18 protein-coding genes are annotated in these 14,849 nt (G+C 66.2%); 14 read left to right on the forward strand and 4 right to left on the reverse strand.

All coding sequences use genetic code 11. From position 1 onward, the window contains the following. Nucleotides 1–5 precede the first annotated feature (5 nt). The 3 genes from P0645_RS15855 to P0645_RS15865 all read right to left on the reverse strand — a co-directional run bounded on the left by P0645_RS15855 (nucleotide 6) and on the right by P0645_RS15865 (nucleotide 1,595). Nucleotides 6–620 carry a hypothetical protein gene (locus tag P0645_RS15855; protein ID WP_284165568.1) on the reverse strand — a complete coding sequence of 205 codons (615 nt, stop codon included), beginning with the start codon at nucleotides 618–620 and terminating at the stop codon, nucleotides 6–8. Between the two features lie 78 nt (nucleotides 621–698). Beyond that, a complete protein-coding gene (locus tag P0645_RS15860; protein ID WP_284165569.1) occupies nucleotides 699–1,007 on the reverse strand; it encodes a DUF4156 domain-containing protein in 309 nt (102 codons plus the stop codon). Between the two features lie 171 nt (nucleotides 1,008–1,178). Continuing rightward, a complete protein-coding gene (locus P0645_RS15865; RefSeq protein WP_284165570.1) occupies nucleotides 1,179–1,595 on the reverse strand; it encodes a lysozyme inhibitor LprI family protein in 417 nt (138 codons plus the stop codon). A gap of 129 nt (nucleotides 1,596–1,724) precedes the next feature. Here P0645_RS15865 and pyrC point away from each other — a divergent pair, with 129 nt between their 5' ends. From pyrC to P0645_RS15935, 14 genes are all read left to right on the forward strand, one after another. Beyond that, on the forward strand, nucleotides 1,725–2,765 hold the full coding sequence (pyrC, locus tag P0645_RS15870; RefSeq protein ID WP_284165571.1) for a dihydroorotase: 1,041 nt from the start codon (nucleotides 1,725–1,727) through the stop codon (nucleotides 2,763–2,765). A gap of 104 nt (nucleotides 2,766–2,869) precedes the next feature. Further along, nucleotides 2,870–3,550 carry an orotate phosphoribosyltransferase gene (locus P0645_RS15875; protein WP_284165572.1) on the forward strand — a complete coding sequence of 227 codons (681 nt, stop codon included), beginning with the start codon at nucleotides 2,870–2,872 and terminating at the stop codon, nucleotides 3,548–3,550. 222 nt (nucleotides 3,551–3,772) lie between these two features. Then, nucleotides 3,773–5,266 carry a replicative DNA helicase gene (locus P0645_RS15880; RefSeq protein ID WP_284165573.1) on the forward strand — a complete coding sequence of 498 codons (1,494 nt, stop codon included), beginning with the start codon at nucleotides 3,773–3,775 and terminating at the stop codon, nucleotides 5,264–5,266. A gap of 146 nt (nucleotides 5,267–5,412) precedes the next feature. Beyond that, complete coding sequence (alr, locus tag P0645_RS15885) at nucleotides 5,413–6,480, forward strand: alanine racemase (protein WP_284165574.1); 1,068 nt, start codon at nucleotides 5,413–5,415, stop codon at nucleotides 6,478–6,480. Nucleotide 6,481: 1 nt separating this feature from the next. Then, a complete protein-coding gene (locus P0645_RS15890) occupies nucleotides 6,482–7,264 on the forward strand; it encodes an MlaE family ABC transporter permease (RefSeq protein ID WP_284165575.1) in 783 nt (260 codons plus the stop codon). Continuing rightward, nucleotides 7,261–8,013: an ABC transporter ATP-binding protein gene (locus P0645_RS15895; RefSeq protein ID WP_284165576.1), complete on the forward strand. Its 753-nt coding sequence runs from the start codon at nucleotides 7,261–7,263 to the stop codon at nucleotides 8,011–8,013. The genes P0645_RS15890 and P0645_RS15895 overlap by 4 nt, the downstream gene beginning before the upstream one ends. Before the next feature lie 82 nt (nucleotides 8,014–8,095). Next, complete coding sequence (locus P0645_RS15900) at nucleotides 8,096–8,443, forward strand: hypothetical protein (RefSeq protein WP_284165577.1); 348 nt, start codon at nucleotides 8,096–8,098, stop codon at nucleotides 8,441–8,443. Then, a complete protein-coding gene (locus P0645_RS15905; RefSeq protein WP_284165578.1) occupies nucleotides 8,440–8,892 on the forward strand; it encodes a paraquat-inducible protein A in 453 nt (150 codons plus the stop codon). Before P0645_RS15900 ends, P0645_RS15905 begins: the two co-directional genes overlap by 4 nt. Nucleotides 8,893–8,985: 93 nt before the next feature. Further along, nucleotides 8,986–10,353 carry a DNA repair protein RadA gene (gene radA, locus P0645_RS15910; protein WP_284165579.1) on the forward strand — a complete coding sequence of 456 codons (1,368 nt, stop codon included), beginning with the start codon at nucleotides 8,986–8,988 and terminating at the stop codon, nucleotides 10,351–10,353. A 24-nt stretch (nucleotides 10,354–10,377) separates the two neighbouring features. Further along, nucleotides 10,378–11,028, forward strand: coding sequence for a CvpA family protein (locus P0645_RS15915; protein WP_284165580.1), 651 nt, complete (start codon nucleotides 10,378–10,380; stop codon nucleotides 11,026–11,028). A 97-nt stretch (nucleotides 11,029–11,125) separates the two neighbouring features. Beyond that, nucleotides 11,126–12,589 (forward strand): amidophosphoribosyltransferase, encoded by a 1,464-nt coding sequence (gene purF, locus P0645_RS15920; RefSeq protein ID WP_284165581.1) that lies wholly within the window; start codon nucleotides 11,126–11,128, stop codon nucleotides 12,587–12,589. Then, nucleotides 12,586–13,005 carry a DUF1284 domain-containing protein gene (locus P0645_RS15925; RefSeq protein ID WP_284165582.1) on the forward strand — a complete coding sequence of 140 codons (420 nt, stop codon included), beginning with the start codon at nucleotides 12,586–12,588 and terminating at the stop codon, nucleotides 13,003–13,005. Before purF ends, P0645_RS15925 begins: the two co-directional genes overlap by 4 nt. Continuing rightward, entirely contained in the window at nucleotides 13,002–13,727 is a 726-nt protein-coding gene (locus P0645_RS15930) for an alpha/beta fold hydrolase (RefSeq protein ID WP_284165583.1), read from the forward strand. Before P0645_RS15925 ends, P0645_RS15930 begins: the two co-directional genes overlap by 4 nt. After that, on the forward strand, nucleotides 13,724–14,149 hold the full coding sequence (locus tag P0645_RS15935) for a DUF1284 domain-containing protein (RefSeq protein ID WP_284165584.1): 426 nt from the start codon (nucleotides 13,724–13,726) through the stop codon (nucleotides 14,147–14,149). The genes P0645_RS15930 and P0645_RS15935 overlap by 4 nt, the downstream gene beginning before the upstream one ends. A 62-nt stretch (nucleotides 14,150–14,211) precedes the next feature. Here P0645_RS15935 and P0645_RS15940 read toward each other — a convergent pair whose 3' ends face one another. Further along, the gene (locus P0645_RS15940) at nucleotides 14,212–14,802 is read right to left on the reverse strand and encodes a biotin transporter BioY (protein WP_284165585.1); all 591 of its coding nucleotides are present in this window, start codon (nucleotides 14,800–14,802) and stop codon (nucleotides 14,212–14,214) included. Nucleotides 14,803–14,849 lie beyond the last annotated feature (47 nt).

A 14,849-nucleotide genomic window follows, 5' to 3' on the forward strand; every position in this document is an offset into this window, starting at 1 on the left:
GCGCCTCACTCGGCCGGAAGCGGCTCGATCGCAGTAAGCTCGTAGCGTTCCTTCGGCCCCCCAGGCCCCGCCCGGCCAATGAGCGTCGCAAAACCGAAGTCGGGAAAATAGAGGAAGCTTTGCCCCTCCCAGTCGCGCGCGCGGATGAAGGTCGCCTCGACCGTCACCGCATCGAAGCTGCAGGCGCCGACCGCGACCTTGACTTCGCTGCCGAAGACGAAGGCGGCGGTTTCCGGCACCGGCGCGTCGCCGGGAAAGGTCGCGATCACCTGCCCGACCCAGCCCGTCTCGCCCGGCGCCGGTTCGATCAGCGGCCCACCGTCATAATCGTAGGTCACCCGGCGGTCCGGTCCTGCCCCGGCACCCGCCGCCGCTGCCTCAAGATCATAGAGCCCGTAGCGGCTGGCAAAGGTCAGATCGCCGCCATCCGCGCCGCTGCCGATCTCGGTGAATTCGATCAGCCCGTCGGAGCGCAGCCTTACACTGGTCGTGCCGCCCGCCCCATAGGTAAGCCGCAGGCCCTGTTTCATGTCGCCGGGCGCTGCACAGGCAGACGCGAGAGCCATGCCAGGGCCCAGAAGGCCCGCAAGCAAGGCGGCTGAACAGACAAGCTGGCGCATCTCGTTCGGTCCCGGAAGGAAGTCAGCCGCCACTGATCCACAGCGCGTCGCACGGGGCAAGCCCCGCTGCAGCGGTCGTCAGCAGGCGTAGACCTTGGCACGAAGCTCATAGAGCTCGGTCCCCGGCGGCACCAGATCGAAGACCACGGTATTGGCGCCCGACTTGCGCGCCTCGTCCTTCACCTGATTGCGGGTGTATTTCAAGCCTTCCGGCCCGAGGATCGGGCCGTAAACGCTTGGTGTTCCAGTGATATCAGAGACATAGCGGCAGCTTGTCACCTCCGCCGCCGTCGCCTCGCGCACATCCGGCACGCCGGTGAAACCCGGATCGTTCGTGCACCCCGCCAGCACCAGCCCGATCGCCGCCACCCCCGACATCCTGCCCATGATCTGCCCTTTCGCCTGTCCGGCGGTCGCCCGCTTCCGGCGCCGCCCTGGAAACAATGATGCCGTGCGCGCTTCGCAGGCGCAATGGCGGGCGCAAACAAGCGCGCGCCGTCGCCGCCATCCGGCAGCGATTCGGCGGAAGACCGCCTTCGGAAGCGGCCTGGTCGGCGCTCAGCGCTGGCCCCTGACACGCTCGGCACTCTCCAGGAGCAGCGCCTCACGCTCGCCCATCCTCAGGCCGAGGCAGCCGAGATATTCGATATCCGAGGCCTGCCCGCCGCCAAGTTCCGCCGCCGACGCCTGACAATCGGCCTCAAGTTGCGCATCCCAGGCCGCCTGATCGGCCAGAATTGCCTCGTCCGACGGAACCGGAACCGAGCCTTTCGCCGGATCGCTCTCGGCGGCCGCCTGCCGCAGCGCCTGCAGCGCGGCCTTCATCCGCTCCTCCGCCCGAACAAGCAGGGCGCGATTGCACTCCATCATGTCGGAATGGGTCACCGGGCTTTGGCATTCCGGCGGCGGGGCATCCTCGGCAAGCGCCGGGGCGGCAAGCAGCGTGAAGGTGAGGGCGATCAGGTTCTTGCACATCGGGGGGCCTCTTTTCCCTCTGCTTTGCCGAGTACAGGCCCAGCTTCAAGTCGGGTTTTCCTGCCCATCGCTCGCTTGACGTCATCCCGAGACTGGAAATGCGCCCGCCGATCCTGTAGCGCTCGACCCATGAGCCAGAGCCTGACGATCCGCCGCCCCGACGACATGCACCTGCATCTGCGCGACGGCGCGATGCTGGAGGCTGTCCTGCCCGAAACCGCCCGCCATTTCGGCCGCGCCATCGTGATGCCGAACCTCGTGCCCCCCGTGGTGACCGGCGATCAGGCCCGCGCCTACCGCGACCGTATCCTGAAGGCGCTGCCCGAAGGCATGGCGTTCGAACCGCTGATGGTGCTCTACCTGACCGAGGCGACCGACCCGGACGATGTCGCGGCCGCCCACGCTTCAGGCCTCGTCAAGGCGGTGAAGCTTTATCCCGCCGGCGCCACCACCAATTCGCAATCGGGCGTCACCGACTTCGACAAGGTCCGCCATGTGCTGGAACGGATGGCGGAAATCGGCCTGCCCCTCTGCGTGCATGGCGAGGTCACTGACCCGGCCGTCGACATCTTCGACCGCGAGGCGGTCTTCATCGACCGGGTGCTGGACCCGATCCGCCGCGCGACCCCGGGCCTGCGCGTCGTGATGGAACATATCACCACCGAGGAAGGCGTGGCCTATGCGGCCGCAGGGGGCGAAACGCTCGGCGCGACGATCACGACCCATCACCTGATCATCAACCGCAATCATATCCTCGCGGGCGGCATCCGGCCGCATTACTACTGCCTGCCCGTCGCCAAGCGCGAGAAGCACCGGTTGGCGCTGCGCCGGGCCGCAACCTCGGGCGATCCGCGCTTCTTCCTCGGCACCGATTCCGCGCCCCATGCCGATCACCTGAAGGAACAGGCCTGCGGTTGCGCGGGCTGTTTCACCGCGACCAACACGCTGTCGATCCTCGCCCATGTGTTCGAGGAGGAGGGCGCGCTGGACCGGCTGGAAGCCTTCACCTCGCTCAATGGCGCGCGCTTCTACGGCCTTGTCCCCTCCGAGGACCGCATCACCCTGACAAAGGGCGATGCCATCACCTACCCCGCCAAGATCGATACCGGCGCAGGGCCGGTCACCCTCTTCGACCCCGGCTTTGCCCTTCACTGGTCTGTCGCCGGTTGACCTTTCACTGTGGCACAAATATCCCCGCCGGAGGCTCCCTGCACCGAGGGCGGATGCCTCCGGCGGGAGTATTTGGGCACAGAAGAAGCAGCGAGGCAGAGCCGATGATTCCGAGTACCTTCCCGCCAAGGGATGAAATCGCCCGCCTGACCGCGCGCATGCTGCTGGAGATCAAGGCCGTCCATTTCAACGCCGAGACGCCCTTCACACTCTCTTCCGGCCTGCCGTCGCCCACCTACATCGACTGCCGCAAGCTGATCTCCTACCCCCGCATCCGCTCGGTGCTGATGGACTTTCTTGCCGTCACGGTGATGCGCGACGCGGGTTTCGAGGCCTTCGACAATATCGCGGGCGGCGAGACGGCGGGTATCCCCTTCGCCGCCATGGTCGCCGAACGGCTGGCGCTGCCGATGACCTATGTGAGAAAGAAGCCGAAAGGCTACGGCCGCAATGCCCGCATCGAGGGCGCGATGAGCGAGGGCCAGCGCGTTCTTCTGGTCGAGGATCTGACCACGGATGGCGGCTCGAAGCTGTCCTTCGTCGACGCGATCCGCGACACGGGCGCCAGCTGCGCCCATACGGCGGTGATCTTCTACTACGGCATCTTCCCCGAAACCGTCGACGTTCTGGGCAAGCATGGCGTCGCGCTGCATTATCTCTGCACCTGGTGGGACGTGCTGGCCGAGGCGCGCGCGCAAGGCGCCTTCGACGAAAAGACCCTCGGTGAGGTCGAGGCCTTCCTGACCAATCCCCGCCCCTGGCAGGAGGCGCGGTCGGCCAGATAGCGCCGCCCCGCAAGATTCCTGTGGAAGCGGCCTGTGGGCAGACACTGGATAACTCTTGCGAGACTCGGCTCCGCTTGTGTGGGCCGACTATGAAGGCACCAGATCATGTGGTATGATGACCTGCGCCACGAGGCGCTCCCAGGCTTGTCCACCGATCCGTCCAGTCTGCCAGAATCAGATTAACCCGCCTATGACGGACCGGGGACAAAGAAGAGCTGAGGCATGAGCGAACTGGCAACCTTGCGGCAGGTCCTGCCGTCGGCACCGGCGCCCGAGGGCGAGGTGCTACCGCATAATATCGAGGCCGAACAGCAATTGCTGGGCGCGATCCTGACCAACAACGACATCTACGACCGGATCGCCGCGATCGTGCGGGCCGACCATTTCTTCGATCCGGTCCATCAGCGCATCTTCGAGATCGCCATCGCCCGCATCCAGAAGAATGCGCTGGCCTCGCCGGTGACGCTGAAAGGCTATCTGGAGGAAGACCCGGGCCTGAAGGAACTGGGCGGCCCGGCCTATCTCGCACGGATCGCCGGCGCGGCCATCTCGGCCTATGCGGCGCGCGATTATGCCCAGATGATCCATGACCTTGCGGTCCGGCGCGAGCTCATGGGCCTCGGTCGCGACATCACCGCGCGCGCCCAGGTGATCGAGGTCGACAATGATCCCAAGGACCAGATCACCGAGGCCGAACAAAGACTTTACCAGCTGGCCGAACAGGGCACGGTCGAAAAAGGCTTCGTCTCGTTCCTGAAGGCCACGACCGAGGCGGTGCAATCGGCGCTTGCCGCCTATCAGCGCGACGGCGCGCTCTCGGGCATCTCGACGGGCCTTGCCGATCTCGACAAGAAGCTCGGGGGGCTCCACCCGTCCGACCTTCTGATCCTCGCCGGGCGGCCCTCGATGGGCAAGACCTCGCTTGCCACGAACATCGCCTTCAACATCGCCAAGGCCTACAAGAAGGGCAAGAAGCCCGACGGCACCGAAGGCGCGGTCAATGGCGGGGTCGTGGGCTTCTTCTCGCTCGAGATGTCGTCCGAACAGCTGGCCGCCCGTATCCTGTCGGAAGCCTCCGAAGTGCCCTCCGAACAGATCCGCCGCGGCGACATGACGGAACAGGAATTCCGCCGCTTCGTCGAGGCGGCGAAGGCCTTGGAGACCTGCCCGCTCTATATCGACGACACGCCCGCGCTTCCCATCAGTCAGGTCGCCGCCCGCTGCCGCCGCCTGAAGCGCACCCATGGGCTCGACGTCGTCTTCGTCGACTACCTCCAGCTTCTGCGCGGCACCGGGAAGGGTGACAACCGCGTGCAGGAAATCGCAGAAATCTCCATGGGTCTCAAGGCCCTGGCCAAGGAACTCAGCATACCCGTCGTGGCGCTTTCCCAGCTCTCCCGCCAGGTCGAAAGCCGCGAGGACAAGCGCCCGCAACTGTCCGACCTTCGGGAATCCGGCTCGATCGAGCAGGACGCCGACGTCGTGATGTTCGTCTTCCGCGAGGAATATTACAAGGAACGCGAGAAACCGGGCGATCATGACCTTGAAGGCATGGCCAAATGGCAGGAGATCATGGAACAGGTCCATGGCAAGGCCGAGGTCATCATCGGCAAGCAGCGCCACGGGCCGATCGGCACGGTGGAACTGTCGTTCGAAGGCCGCTTCACCCGCTTCGGCAATCTGGTGAAACCCTGGCAACAGGGCGACAGCTTCTAAGGGCGGCCGCCGGCCTCAAGATACCGGCGAACCCTTTCATCTTGGCCCAAATACCTCGGGGGGTGCGGGGGGCTGGCCCTCCGCCCTCATCCCGGCGGCTTCGAAAGACACTTGACCTCCGTCGCAGGACCGTCAAAACCCCCGCCATGGCTTCCGGCATCCTCGACATCGACCTCGACGCGATCACCGCCAACTGGCGGGCGCTCGATGCCATGTCGCCCGCCCATGTCCAGACCGCCGTGATGGTCAAGGCCGATGGCTACGGGCTCGGCGCCGCACCGATCGCACGGGCGCTGATGGCGGCGGGCGCGCGGCGTTTCTTCGTGGCGCTGACCGAGGAAGGCGTGGCGCTCCGCCTCGCCCTTGGTCCGGAGGCTGAGATCAATATCCTGTCGGGCCATATGGAGGGCGATACCGCCCGTATCGGCGCCTTCGACCTCGTGCCGATGCTGAACAGCCGCGCCCAGGTCGAGCGGCATTTCTCGGAACTTCCAAATCACCCGTTCGGCATCCAGCTGGAAACCGGGATGAACCGGCTCGGCATCGACGCGGCCGACTGGCGGCTGATGGCCCCCTCGGTCCTGGCGCACGGGCCCCGGCTCCTCATGTCGCACATGGCCTGTGCAGACGAGCCGGGCCACCCGCTGAACGACCGCCAGCTGGAAACCTTCCGCCAGATGACCGACGGCACCGGCGTCGCGCGGTCCTTTTCGGCCACCGGCGGCATCCTTCTGGGCCGCCAATATGATTTCGACCTGACCCGCCCCGGCATCGGCCTTTACGGCGGCGCGCCCTTCACCGACGCCCGCCCGGTCGTGAAACTTTCGCTGCCGGTCGTGCAGGTCCGCACGCTCTCGCCCGGCGACACGGTGGGCTACAATGCGACATGGCAGGCGACGGCCCCCGCCCGGATCGCGACGCTGGCGGCGGGCTATGCCGACGGTCTATTCCGGGCGCTGTCGAACCGCGCCACCCTCTACCACGGCGAAACCCCCTGCCCGCTCGTTGGCCGCGTGTCGATGGACCTCGTGACTGTGGATGTCACGGCCGCCGACGGCACACCCGAAACGCTCGACCTGCTCTGCCCCGCCCAGACCATCGACGACCTCGCCCGTGCCGCCGGCACCATCGGCTACGAGATCCTGACAGCGCTCGGCCAGCGCTATTCGCGCAATTACATGCGCGGCACCCGGCGCGCGGAAGAGGCCGCCTGACATGTCGCTCCTGTCGCCCCTCGCCGCCCTCGGCCGCCTGACGCAAGGCGCGCTCGCCACCATCGGGCGCATCGCACTCTTCGCCGCCGACGCCGTCAGCCACCTGTTCCGCCCGCCCTTCTACCCGCGCGAATTCCTCGTGGCACTCCTGCAGATCGGCTGGTTCAGCCTGCCGGTCGTCGGCATGACCGCCCTTTTCACCGGCGGCGCGCTTGCCCTGCAAATCTACGCGGGCGGCGCGCGTTTCTCGGCCGAGGCCGTCGTCCCCTCGATCACCGCCATCGGCATGGTGCGCGAGCTTGGCCCCGTCCTCGGCGGCCTGATGGTGGCGGCGCGGGTCGCTTCCTCGATCGCGGCCGAGGTCGGCACGATGAAGGTGACCGAACAGATCGACGCGCTCGTCACCCTCTCCACCCATCCGATGAAATATCTGACCGTGCCGCGCATGCTGGCCGCTACGCTCGCCGTGCCGGTCCTCGTGGCGGTCGGCGATTCCATCGGCATCTTCGGCGGCTATCTCGTCGGCGTGAACCGGCTGGGCTTCAACCCGGCGACCTACCTTGCCAATACCCGCGCTTACCTCGAGGCCTTCGACATCATCTCGGGCCTGATGAAGGGCGCGGCCTTCGGCTTCATCATCGCGATCTGCGGCTGCTTCTACGGGATGAACTCCGCGCGCGGCGCGCAAGGCGTGGGCCGGGCGACGAAATCCGCCGTCGTCGCGGCGTCGGTCCTGATCCTTGCAGCCAACTACCTGATGACGGAGGTCTTTTTCTCCGCATGATCGAGCTTCGGGGCGTCAGGAAAAGTTTCGGTCCGAACCATGTCCTGCAGGGCGTGGACCTGACCGTTGCGCGCGGCCAGTCGATGGTGATCATCGGCGGCTCGGGCACCGGCAAGTCGGTGCTTTTGAAATGCGTGCTCGGCCTTGTCACGCCGGACGCCGGCCAGATACGCGTCGACGGCCAGCCCGCCACCACGAAGGGCGCGGGCCGCGAGGCCTTCCTCGACCGGTTCGGCATGCTCTTTCAGGGCGGCGCCCTCTTCGACAGCCTGCCGGTCTGGCAGAATGTCGCCTTCCGGCTCCTCCGCGGTCAGAAGAAACGCCCCAGGGATGAAGCCCGCGCCATCGCCATCGAGAAGCTGCGCCGGGTGGGGCTGAAGGAACAGGTGGCCGACCTCTTCCCCGCCGAGCTTTCCGGTGGCATGCAGAAACGCGTAGGCCTCGCCCGCGCCATCGCCGCCGAGCCCGAAATCATCTTCTTCGACGAGCCGACGACCGGCCTCGACCCGATCATGGCGGGCGTCATCAACGATCTGATCCGCGAGATCGTGACCGAGATCGGCGCAACCGCGATGACCATCACCCATGACATGACCTCGGTCCGCGCCATCGCCGACCGGGTGGCGATGCTGCATGGCGGCGTGATCCGCTGGACCGGGCCGATTGCGGAAATGGATTTGACGCCAGACCCTTACGTCGATCAGTTCATCCACGGCCGCGCCACGGGCCCGATCGAATCCGTACGCTGAGCCCCGAAGAACGCCCGGCATTTGACGGGCCTGACCTTTGCCGCTACCCTGCGCCAAGGTCAGGACGGAACGCCCGCGCACCATGATCATCAAGGCTTCGACGGTCGCCGTCCTTCTCATCAGCCTCATTCTCTGTCTGCCACCCTATCTGGTGCTGCGCCTCTTCGCGCGCTTCTACAAGCGCGCCCGGCGCCGCAATATCAACCGCAAACGTTATCTTGTCGGCATGGCAGCCGCCCTTCTGGCGCTCGGCTTCAATGTTTTCGCCTTTCTCGGCATTTCCGCTTCGGTCGCACAGGGCAAGTCTGTCTATGGCACGATGAGCTCCATCGCCGTTGCCATCGCCTGGGTCTCGTTCTGGCTCTGGCTTTTCCTCGCCTTCGCCTTCAACCGCGACATTGCCCGGCGCCCGCAGGCGGGTGACGAATGACCCGCCTCACGCCGCTGGCACTCGCCAATCTGGCACTCCTCATCCTCTTCCCGCTCAGCTGGGTGGCGCCGCTTCTGCGCGCGGGCTGGCTGCCGTTATTCGAGCTTGACGAAATCTCGGTCCTGACCGGCCTGCAGGCGATCTGGGAAAAGGATGCGTTTCTGGCGCTTCTCGTCACCTTCCTTGCCCTCTTCGCGCCGATGGCCAAGACGCTCGGCCTCGCGCTTATCCATTTCCGCCTCGCCTCGCCGCGCCTCCTGCCGGTCCTGGAAACCCTCGGCCGCCTCGCCATGGCCGATGTCTTCCTCATCGCCCTCTATATCGTGCTCGCCAAGGGCGCCTTCGTCGGGCGGCTGGAAACCGCCTGGGGCCTCTATCTCTTCACCGCCTGCATCCTGGCGAGCCTCGCGATATCGGCGGTCACCGCGCGCCGCCTTCACCGGGCGTGACCCTGCCCTCTTTCGTTGACAAATATCCCGGGGTTTGGGGCAGAGCCCCAATCCGCGCTTGCCCGCCCGCGCGGCGCACGCCATGAAAAGCGCATGAGCAAATCCTCCCCCAGTTTCACCTGTTCCGCCTGCGGTGCCGTCCACAAGAAATGGGCCGGGCGCTGCGATGCCTGCGGCGCCTGGAATTCGATCGTCGAGGAGGCGCCGCTCTCGGCCGGCCCCGCCGCGAAAAGCCTTGGTGCCGCGCGCGGCCGCAAGGTTGCCCTGACCAGCCTGCAGGCCGACGAACCGCCGCCGCCGCGCACCGCCAGCGGAATGGACGAGTTCGACCGCGTCCTTGGCGGCGGGCTGGTGCCCGCGTCCGCGATCCTTGTCGGCGGCGATCCCGGCATCGGGAAATCGACGCTGCTTTTGCAGGCCACCGCCGCCTTCGCCCGCAAGGGGCTGAAATGCCTCTATATCTCCGGCGAGGAAGCCGCGGCCCAGGTCCGGATGCGCGCGCAGCGCCTCGGCCTTGCCGACGCGCCGGTGGGCCTTGGCGCCGAGACGAACCTCCGAGATATCCTGACCACGCTCGACGCCGAGCGCGCCGACCTTGTCATCATCGATTCGATCCAGACCCTCTGGGCCGACATGGTCGAGGCCGCGCCCGGCTCGGTCGCGCAGGTCCGCGCCGCCGCGCACGAGCTTGTCAGTTTCGCCAAGAAACGCGGCACCTCCGTCATCCTCGTCGGCCATGTGACGAAGGAAGGCCAGATCGCCGGACCGCGCGTCGTCGAGCACATGGTCGATTGCGTCCTCTATTTCGAGGGCGAGCGCGGCCACCAGTTCCGCATCCTGCGCGCGGTCAAGAACCGTTTCGGCCCGGCCGACGAGATCGGCGTCTTCGAGATGACCGGCGCGGGCCTTGCCGAAGTGGCCAACCCTTCGGCCCTCTTCCTCTCTGAACGCGGACAGGCGAGCCCCGGCTCGGCGGTCTTCGCCGGGATCGAGGGCACCCGGCCTGTCCTCACCGAAATCCAGGCACTCGTCGCTCCCTCCACCCTCGGCACACCGCGCCGCACGGTGGTGGGGCTCGACAGCGGCAGGCTCTCGACGATTCTCGCGGTACTGGAGGCGCGCTGCGGCATCCCCTTCACCGGCCTCGATGTCTTTCTCAATGTCGCGGGCGGGCTCAAGGTATCCGAACCCGCCGCCGATCTTGCCGTCGCCGCCGCCCTTCTCTCGGCGCGCGAAGATGTTTCCCTGCCGCCCGACATGGTGGTTTTCGGGGAAATTTCCCTCTCGGGCGCCCTCCGCCCGGTTTCGCAAACCGAAAACAGGTTGAAAGAAGCCCGAAAACTTGGTTTCTCACAGGCAGCGGCCCCCGAGAGGTCGAAGGCAGAAGGCGACGAGGGCATGAAGATGCGGAAATTCACCGATCTCACCGCCTTCGTGGGCGAGATGTTTGCGGCGGGCTGAGCCCCCGGGAGAGTAGGGACAGGTATGGACAATTTCACAATCGTCGACGCCGCCGTCGCGGTCATCGTTCTGCTCTCGGCGATCCTCGCCTACAGCCGGGGCGTGGTGCGCGAACTCTTTGCCATCGCAGGTTGGGTGGTCGCGGCCTATGTGGGCTTCCTCTTCGCCAAGCAGGCCGCCCCCCTCGTTCGCCAGATCCCGGTGCTCGACAAGTTCCTCGACAATTGCGAACTGGCGACCATTGCGGGCTTCTTCGTGGTCTTCGCAGGCGCGCTGATCCTCGCCTCGATCTTCACGCCGCTCTTCTCCGCCATCATCCAGCGGTCTGCTCTGTCCGGCATCGACCAGGGCCTTGGCTTCCTCTTCGGCGTGGCGCGCGGCGTCCTTCTCGTGGCGGTGGCCTTCCTCGTCTATGACCGGATGATGCCCGAGGCAGGCATCCCGATGGTCGACAATTCGCGCTCCGCCGTCGTCTTCGCCTCGGTCCAGGACAGGCTCGCCGCCGAAGTGCCGACCGACGCGCCCGGCTGGTTCAAGGAACGCTACAACGAGCTTGTCGGCGATTGCGGCACCGGCACCACCACCGTGAGCGAGCCCACGCTGCCTGAAGGCTCGGCAGAAGGTTCGGGCGAAGGCACCACCAACAACACCGGCGCCAAGACCGTCACGCCCTGACCCGGATTTCCACGGGCCGAGACCGGTTCTGGTGGTGACAGCGCTTCCGTGACAGACTATGGAAGCGCCAACTGCCCCGGAATCGGAGAGACGGCCTATGCGCCCCTTCCTGTCGCACCCATTCGATGACGACAAGCTGAAGGAGGAGTGCGGGATTTTCGGCGTCACCGGCGTTGCCGACGCCGCGAATTTCGTGGCGCTCGGGCTTCATGCGCTCCAGCATCGCGGGCAGGAGGCGGCGGGCATCGTCGCCTATGACCCGGTCGAGGGCTTCAACAACGTCCGCCGCTTCGGCTATGTGCGCGACAATTTCACCAAGCCCGACGTCATGCAGATGCTGCCGGGAACGCTCGGCATCGGACATGTCCGCTATTCGACCGCCGGATCAAAGGGCCACACGGCCATCCGCGACGTGCAGCCCTTCTTCGGCGAGTTTTCGATGGGGGGCGCGGCGATTGCCCATAACGGCAACCTGACCAATGCCGCCTCGCTGCGGCGCGAGCTGATCGAGCGCGGCTCGATCTTCCAGTCCTCGTCGGACAGCGAATGTATCATCCACCTGATGGCGCGCTCGATCCAGAAGAACATCTCCGAACGGATCAAGGACGCGCTGCGCCGCGTCGAAGGCGCCTTTTCCGTCGTCGCCATGACCCGCACCAAGCTGATCGGCGTGCGCGACCCGATGGGGGTGCGCCCGCTCGTCCTCGGCCGGATCGGCGATTCCGGCTGGGCGCTCTCGTCGGAAACCTGCGGCCTCGACATCATCGGCGCCGATTTCGTGCGCGAGATCGAGCCGGGCGAGATGGTGGTGATCGAGGGCAACAAGGTCGCGTCCACCCGGCCCTTCACGCCTGCCACCTCGCGCTTCTGCATCTTCGAACATGTCTATTTCTCGCGCCCCGATTCGATCCTCGGCGGCCGCTCTGTCTATGAGACCCGCCGCCAGATCGGCGTGGAACTGGCCAAGGAAGCGCCGGTCGAGGCGGACCTCGTCTGCCCGGTCCCGGATAGCGGAACGCCTGCCGCCATCGGCTATTCGCAGCAGTCGGGCATTCCCTATGCGATGGGGATCATCCGCAACCAGTATATGGGCCGGACCTTCATCGAGCCGACGGAACAGATCCGCAACATGGGCGTGCGCCTCAAGCTCAACGTCAACCGCGCGCTGATCAAGGGCAAGCGGGTGATCCTCGTCGACGACTCGGTCGTGCGCGGCACCACGAGCCGCAAGATCAAGGACATGATCCTCGACGCAGGGGCGGCCGAAGTCCATTTCCGCATCGCCTCGCCGCCCACCGCCTGGCCCTGCTTCTACGGCGTCGACACGCCGGAACGCTCCAAACTCCTCGCGGCGACGATGACCGAGGAGGAGATGCGCGACTGGATCGGGGTGGACAGCCTCAAGTTCATCTCGCTCGACGGCCTCTACCGCGCCGCGGGCGAAGCCGCGGGCCGCGATCCTGCGGCACCCCGCTATTGCGACGCCTGCTTCTCGGGCGACTATCCCGTCGCCCCCGCCGACCAGATCGAGAACGGCTTCCAGATGAAGGCGGCGGAATGAGCGGGCCGCGCCCGATCCGCTACCGTCCCCACCATTTCCTCTGCTCGCTCGGCTTTCAGGGCAAGGGCTATTCCGAGGGTTTCACCGCCAATATGACCGCCATCGTCATGGGGCGGCTGCGTGCGACGGGCGGCGACGCGACCGTGATCGAAGTGACCGGCGCCACCGACGATATCTGCGCCCCCTGCCCCAAGCGGCGCGGGCAGCTCTGCACCAATCAGGACAAGATCAAGACGCTCGACCGCGCCCATGCAGCCGCATTGCGGCTGGAACCGCACGAGACCCTCACGTGGGGCGAGGCCAAGGGCCGCGACAAGACCTGCCCGCAATATTGCGACGCCTGCTTCTCGGGCGAATATCCCGTGGCCCCGTCGGACCAGATCGCGAAGGGGTTTGCGATGGAGGCGGCGGAGTGATCGCAACCCTCTATCTGCATGGCCTTCCCGGAGGCGCGGCAGAACTGGACCTCGGCGGCTCTCCGTCCGGGTGGATTGTGCCGGACCGTCTGGCATGGACGGATTACGACACCGGCGTCACACAGCTTGCCGCGCGCCTTCCCGAGCAATGCCGTCTGATCGGCTTTTCAATCGGGGCAATGACCGCGCTCAGACTTGCGGCGAGGGCGCCTGATAGGGTCGTGGACCTCACGCTGATCAGCCCGGCCGCCCCTTTGGAAACGGGCGATTTCCTGCCTGACATGGCCGGTCGCAAGGTGTTCGAAGCTGCACGGCGCGGTGGCTGGCCCTTCCGCGCGCTGACCGCTGCTCAATCCTTGATTGCGCGTTCCTTCCCCCGGCTCCTCATGCAGATGCTCTTTGCCGGGACCACGAAGGCAGAGAAATTCCTGGCGGATGCACATTCTTCTGAACTTTCGGGGGTGATTGCCACAACCTACGGATCGGGGCGCGCGGCTTATCTGGACGAGCTGCAGCACTACGTCCGACCCTGGAGAGGTGTCCTTGCAGGCGTCAGGGCGGCCGTCACTGTCCACCACGGTGAAGCAGACAACTGGTCCCCTCCCGCGATGGGGGCCGCACTGGTCGCCTCATTGCCCGATGCAAAGCTGATCCGTTACCCGGAACTGGGACATTACGGCACGCTTGCGACATTTCTGGAACAAGAGGGGCGTTTCAGATGAGTAACACCCCGGTCCGCTACCGCCCGCACCATTTCCTCTGTTCGCTCGGCTTTCAGGGGAAGGGCTATTCCGAAGGCTTCACCGCCAATATGACCGCCATCGTCATGGGGCGGCTGCGTGCGACGGGCGGCGACGCGACCCTCATCGAAGTGACCGGCGCCACCGACGATATCTGCGCCCCCTGCCCCAAGCGGCGCGGGCGCCTCTGCACAAATCAGGACAAGATCAAGACGCTCGACCGCGCGCATGCCACTGCCTTGAAGCTCGAACCGCACGAGCGGCTGACATGGGGCGAGGCGAAGGAACGCATCCGCTCGAACGTGGCGCCGGGCACGCTCAAAACCCTCTGCGCGGGCTGCGAATGGGAGCCCTACGGCATGTGCGAAGAGGCGCTTGCCGCGCTCCACGCCGACCAGACGTAATCCAAATGCAAACGCCGCCCCGAAGGGCGGCGTTCAAGCCTTTCGTCTGGCAAGGCCTGAGATCAGGCCTTGCGGCCTTTCAGCGCCGCCCAGCCGCCGGTCACGACCAGCGCGGCGATGATCGCCTTGACCGTATCGCCGATCAGGAAGGGTGCCATGTAATAGGCCCAGATCATCTGCAGGGTATCAGCACCCCATTTGGACGCATCGAAACCGAAGACCGCATCCGCCGCCATCGCCCAGGCATTGCCGGGGACATAGAGCAGCGCCGAGGCAAGGATGCCAACCAGCGCCGTGCCGATCAGGCCCTTGACGCCGCGATCAGCGGCATAGCCAGCGACGGCGACGAGCAGCAGGAAGCCCAGAAGGAAACCGGCCGTCGGACCGGCAAAGGCGGCGGCCGAGCCGAAGCCCGCGAAGACCGGCAGGCCCGCCGCGCCTTCGGCCAGATAGGCCGCGACCGTGGCCACGCCCATCCGCGCGCCATAGGTGAAGCCGACCAGAAGGATCGCCAGCGTCTGCAGCGTCATCGGCACCGGATACATCGGCACCTGCACCTGCGCGGCGATGGCGATGAAGAGACTGCCACCCAGCACCATAAGCGCGCGGGTCAGAAGCGATTGCGAGGGCACGAGGGCCTTGGCGAGGGTCATCTGGGTTTCCTTTCCCCTGCAAGAGTCGCGCGCACATTTGCTGCGCT

Origin of the sequence: Frigidibacter sp. SD6-1, from assembly GCF_030143255.1 — a bacterium.
Lineage (GTDB): Bacteria > Pseudomonadota > Alphaproteobacteria > Rhodobacterales > Rhodobacteraceae > TMP-24.

Bases quoted from the DNA above. Each gene is read 5' to 3' on its own strand.
- P0645_RS15905 (WP_284165578.1), top strand. From the start codon at position 8,440: ATGACCCGCCTCACGCCGCTGGCACTCGCCAATCTGGCACTCCTCATC.
- P0645_RS15855 (WP_284165568.1), bottom strand. From the start codon at position 620: ATGCGCCAGCTTGTCTGTTCAGCCGCCTTGCTTGCGGGCCTTCTGGGC.
- P0645_RS15935 (WP_284165584.1), top strand. From the start codon at position 13,724: ATGAGTAACACCCCGGTCCGCTACCGCCCGCACCATTTCCTCTGTTCG.
- P0645_RS15925 (WP_284165582.1), top strand. From the start codon at position 12,586: ATGAGCGGGCCGCGCCCGATCCGCTACCGTCCCCACCATTTCCTCTGC.
- P0645_RS15860 (WP_284165569.1), bottom strand. From the start codon at position 1,007: ATGGGCAGGATGTCGGGGGTGGCGGCGATCGGGCTGGTGCTGGCGGGG.
- P0645_RS15890 (WP_284165575.1), top strand. From the start codon at position 6,482: ATGTCGCTCCTGTCGCCCCTCGCCGCCCTCGGCCGCCTGACGCAAGGC.
- purF (WP_284165581.1), top strand. From the start codon at position 11,126: ATGCGCCCCTTCCTGTCGCACCCATTCGATGACGACAAGCTGAAGGAG.
- radA (WP_284165579.1), top strand. From the start codon at position 8,986: ATGAGCAAATCCTCCCCCAGTTTCACCTGTTCCGCCTGCGGTGCCGTC.
- P0645_RS15865 (WP_284165570.1), bottom strand. From the start codon at position 1,595: ATGTGCAAGAACCTGATCGCCCTCACCTTCACGCTGCTTGCCGCCCCG.
- P0645_RS15875 (WP_284165572.1), top strand. From the start codon at position 2,870: ATGATTCCGAGTACCTTCCCGCCAAGGGATGAAATCGCCCGCCTGACC.
- alr (WP_284165574.1), top strand. From the start codon at position 5,413: ATGGCTTCCGGCATCCTCGACATCGACCTCGACGCGATCACCGCCAAC.
- P0645_RS15940 (WP_284165585.1), bottom strand. From the start codon at position 14,802: ATGACCCTCGCCAAGGCCCTCGTGCCCTCGCAATCGCTTCTGACCCGC.
- pyrC (WP_284165571.1), top strand. From the start codon at position 1,725: ATGAGCCAGAGCCTGACGATCCGCCGCCCCGACGACATGCACCTGCAT.
- P0645_RS15915 (WP_284165580.1), top strand. From the start codon at position 10,378: ATGGACAATTTCACAATCGTCGACGCCGCCGTCGCGGTCATCGTTCTG.
- P0645_RS15900 (WP_284165577.1), top strand. From the start codon at position 8,096: ATGATCATCAAGGCTTCGACGGTCGCCGTCCTTCTCATCAGCCTCATT.
- P0645_RS15880 (WP_284165573.1), top strand. From the start codon at position 3,773: ATGAGCGAACTGGCAACCTTGCGGCAGGTCCTGCCGTCGGCACCGGCG.
- P0645_RS15895 (WP_284165576.1), top strand. From the start codon at position 7,261: ATGATCGAGCTTCGGGGCGTCAGGAAAAGTTTCGGTCCGAACCATGTC.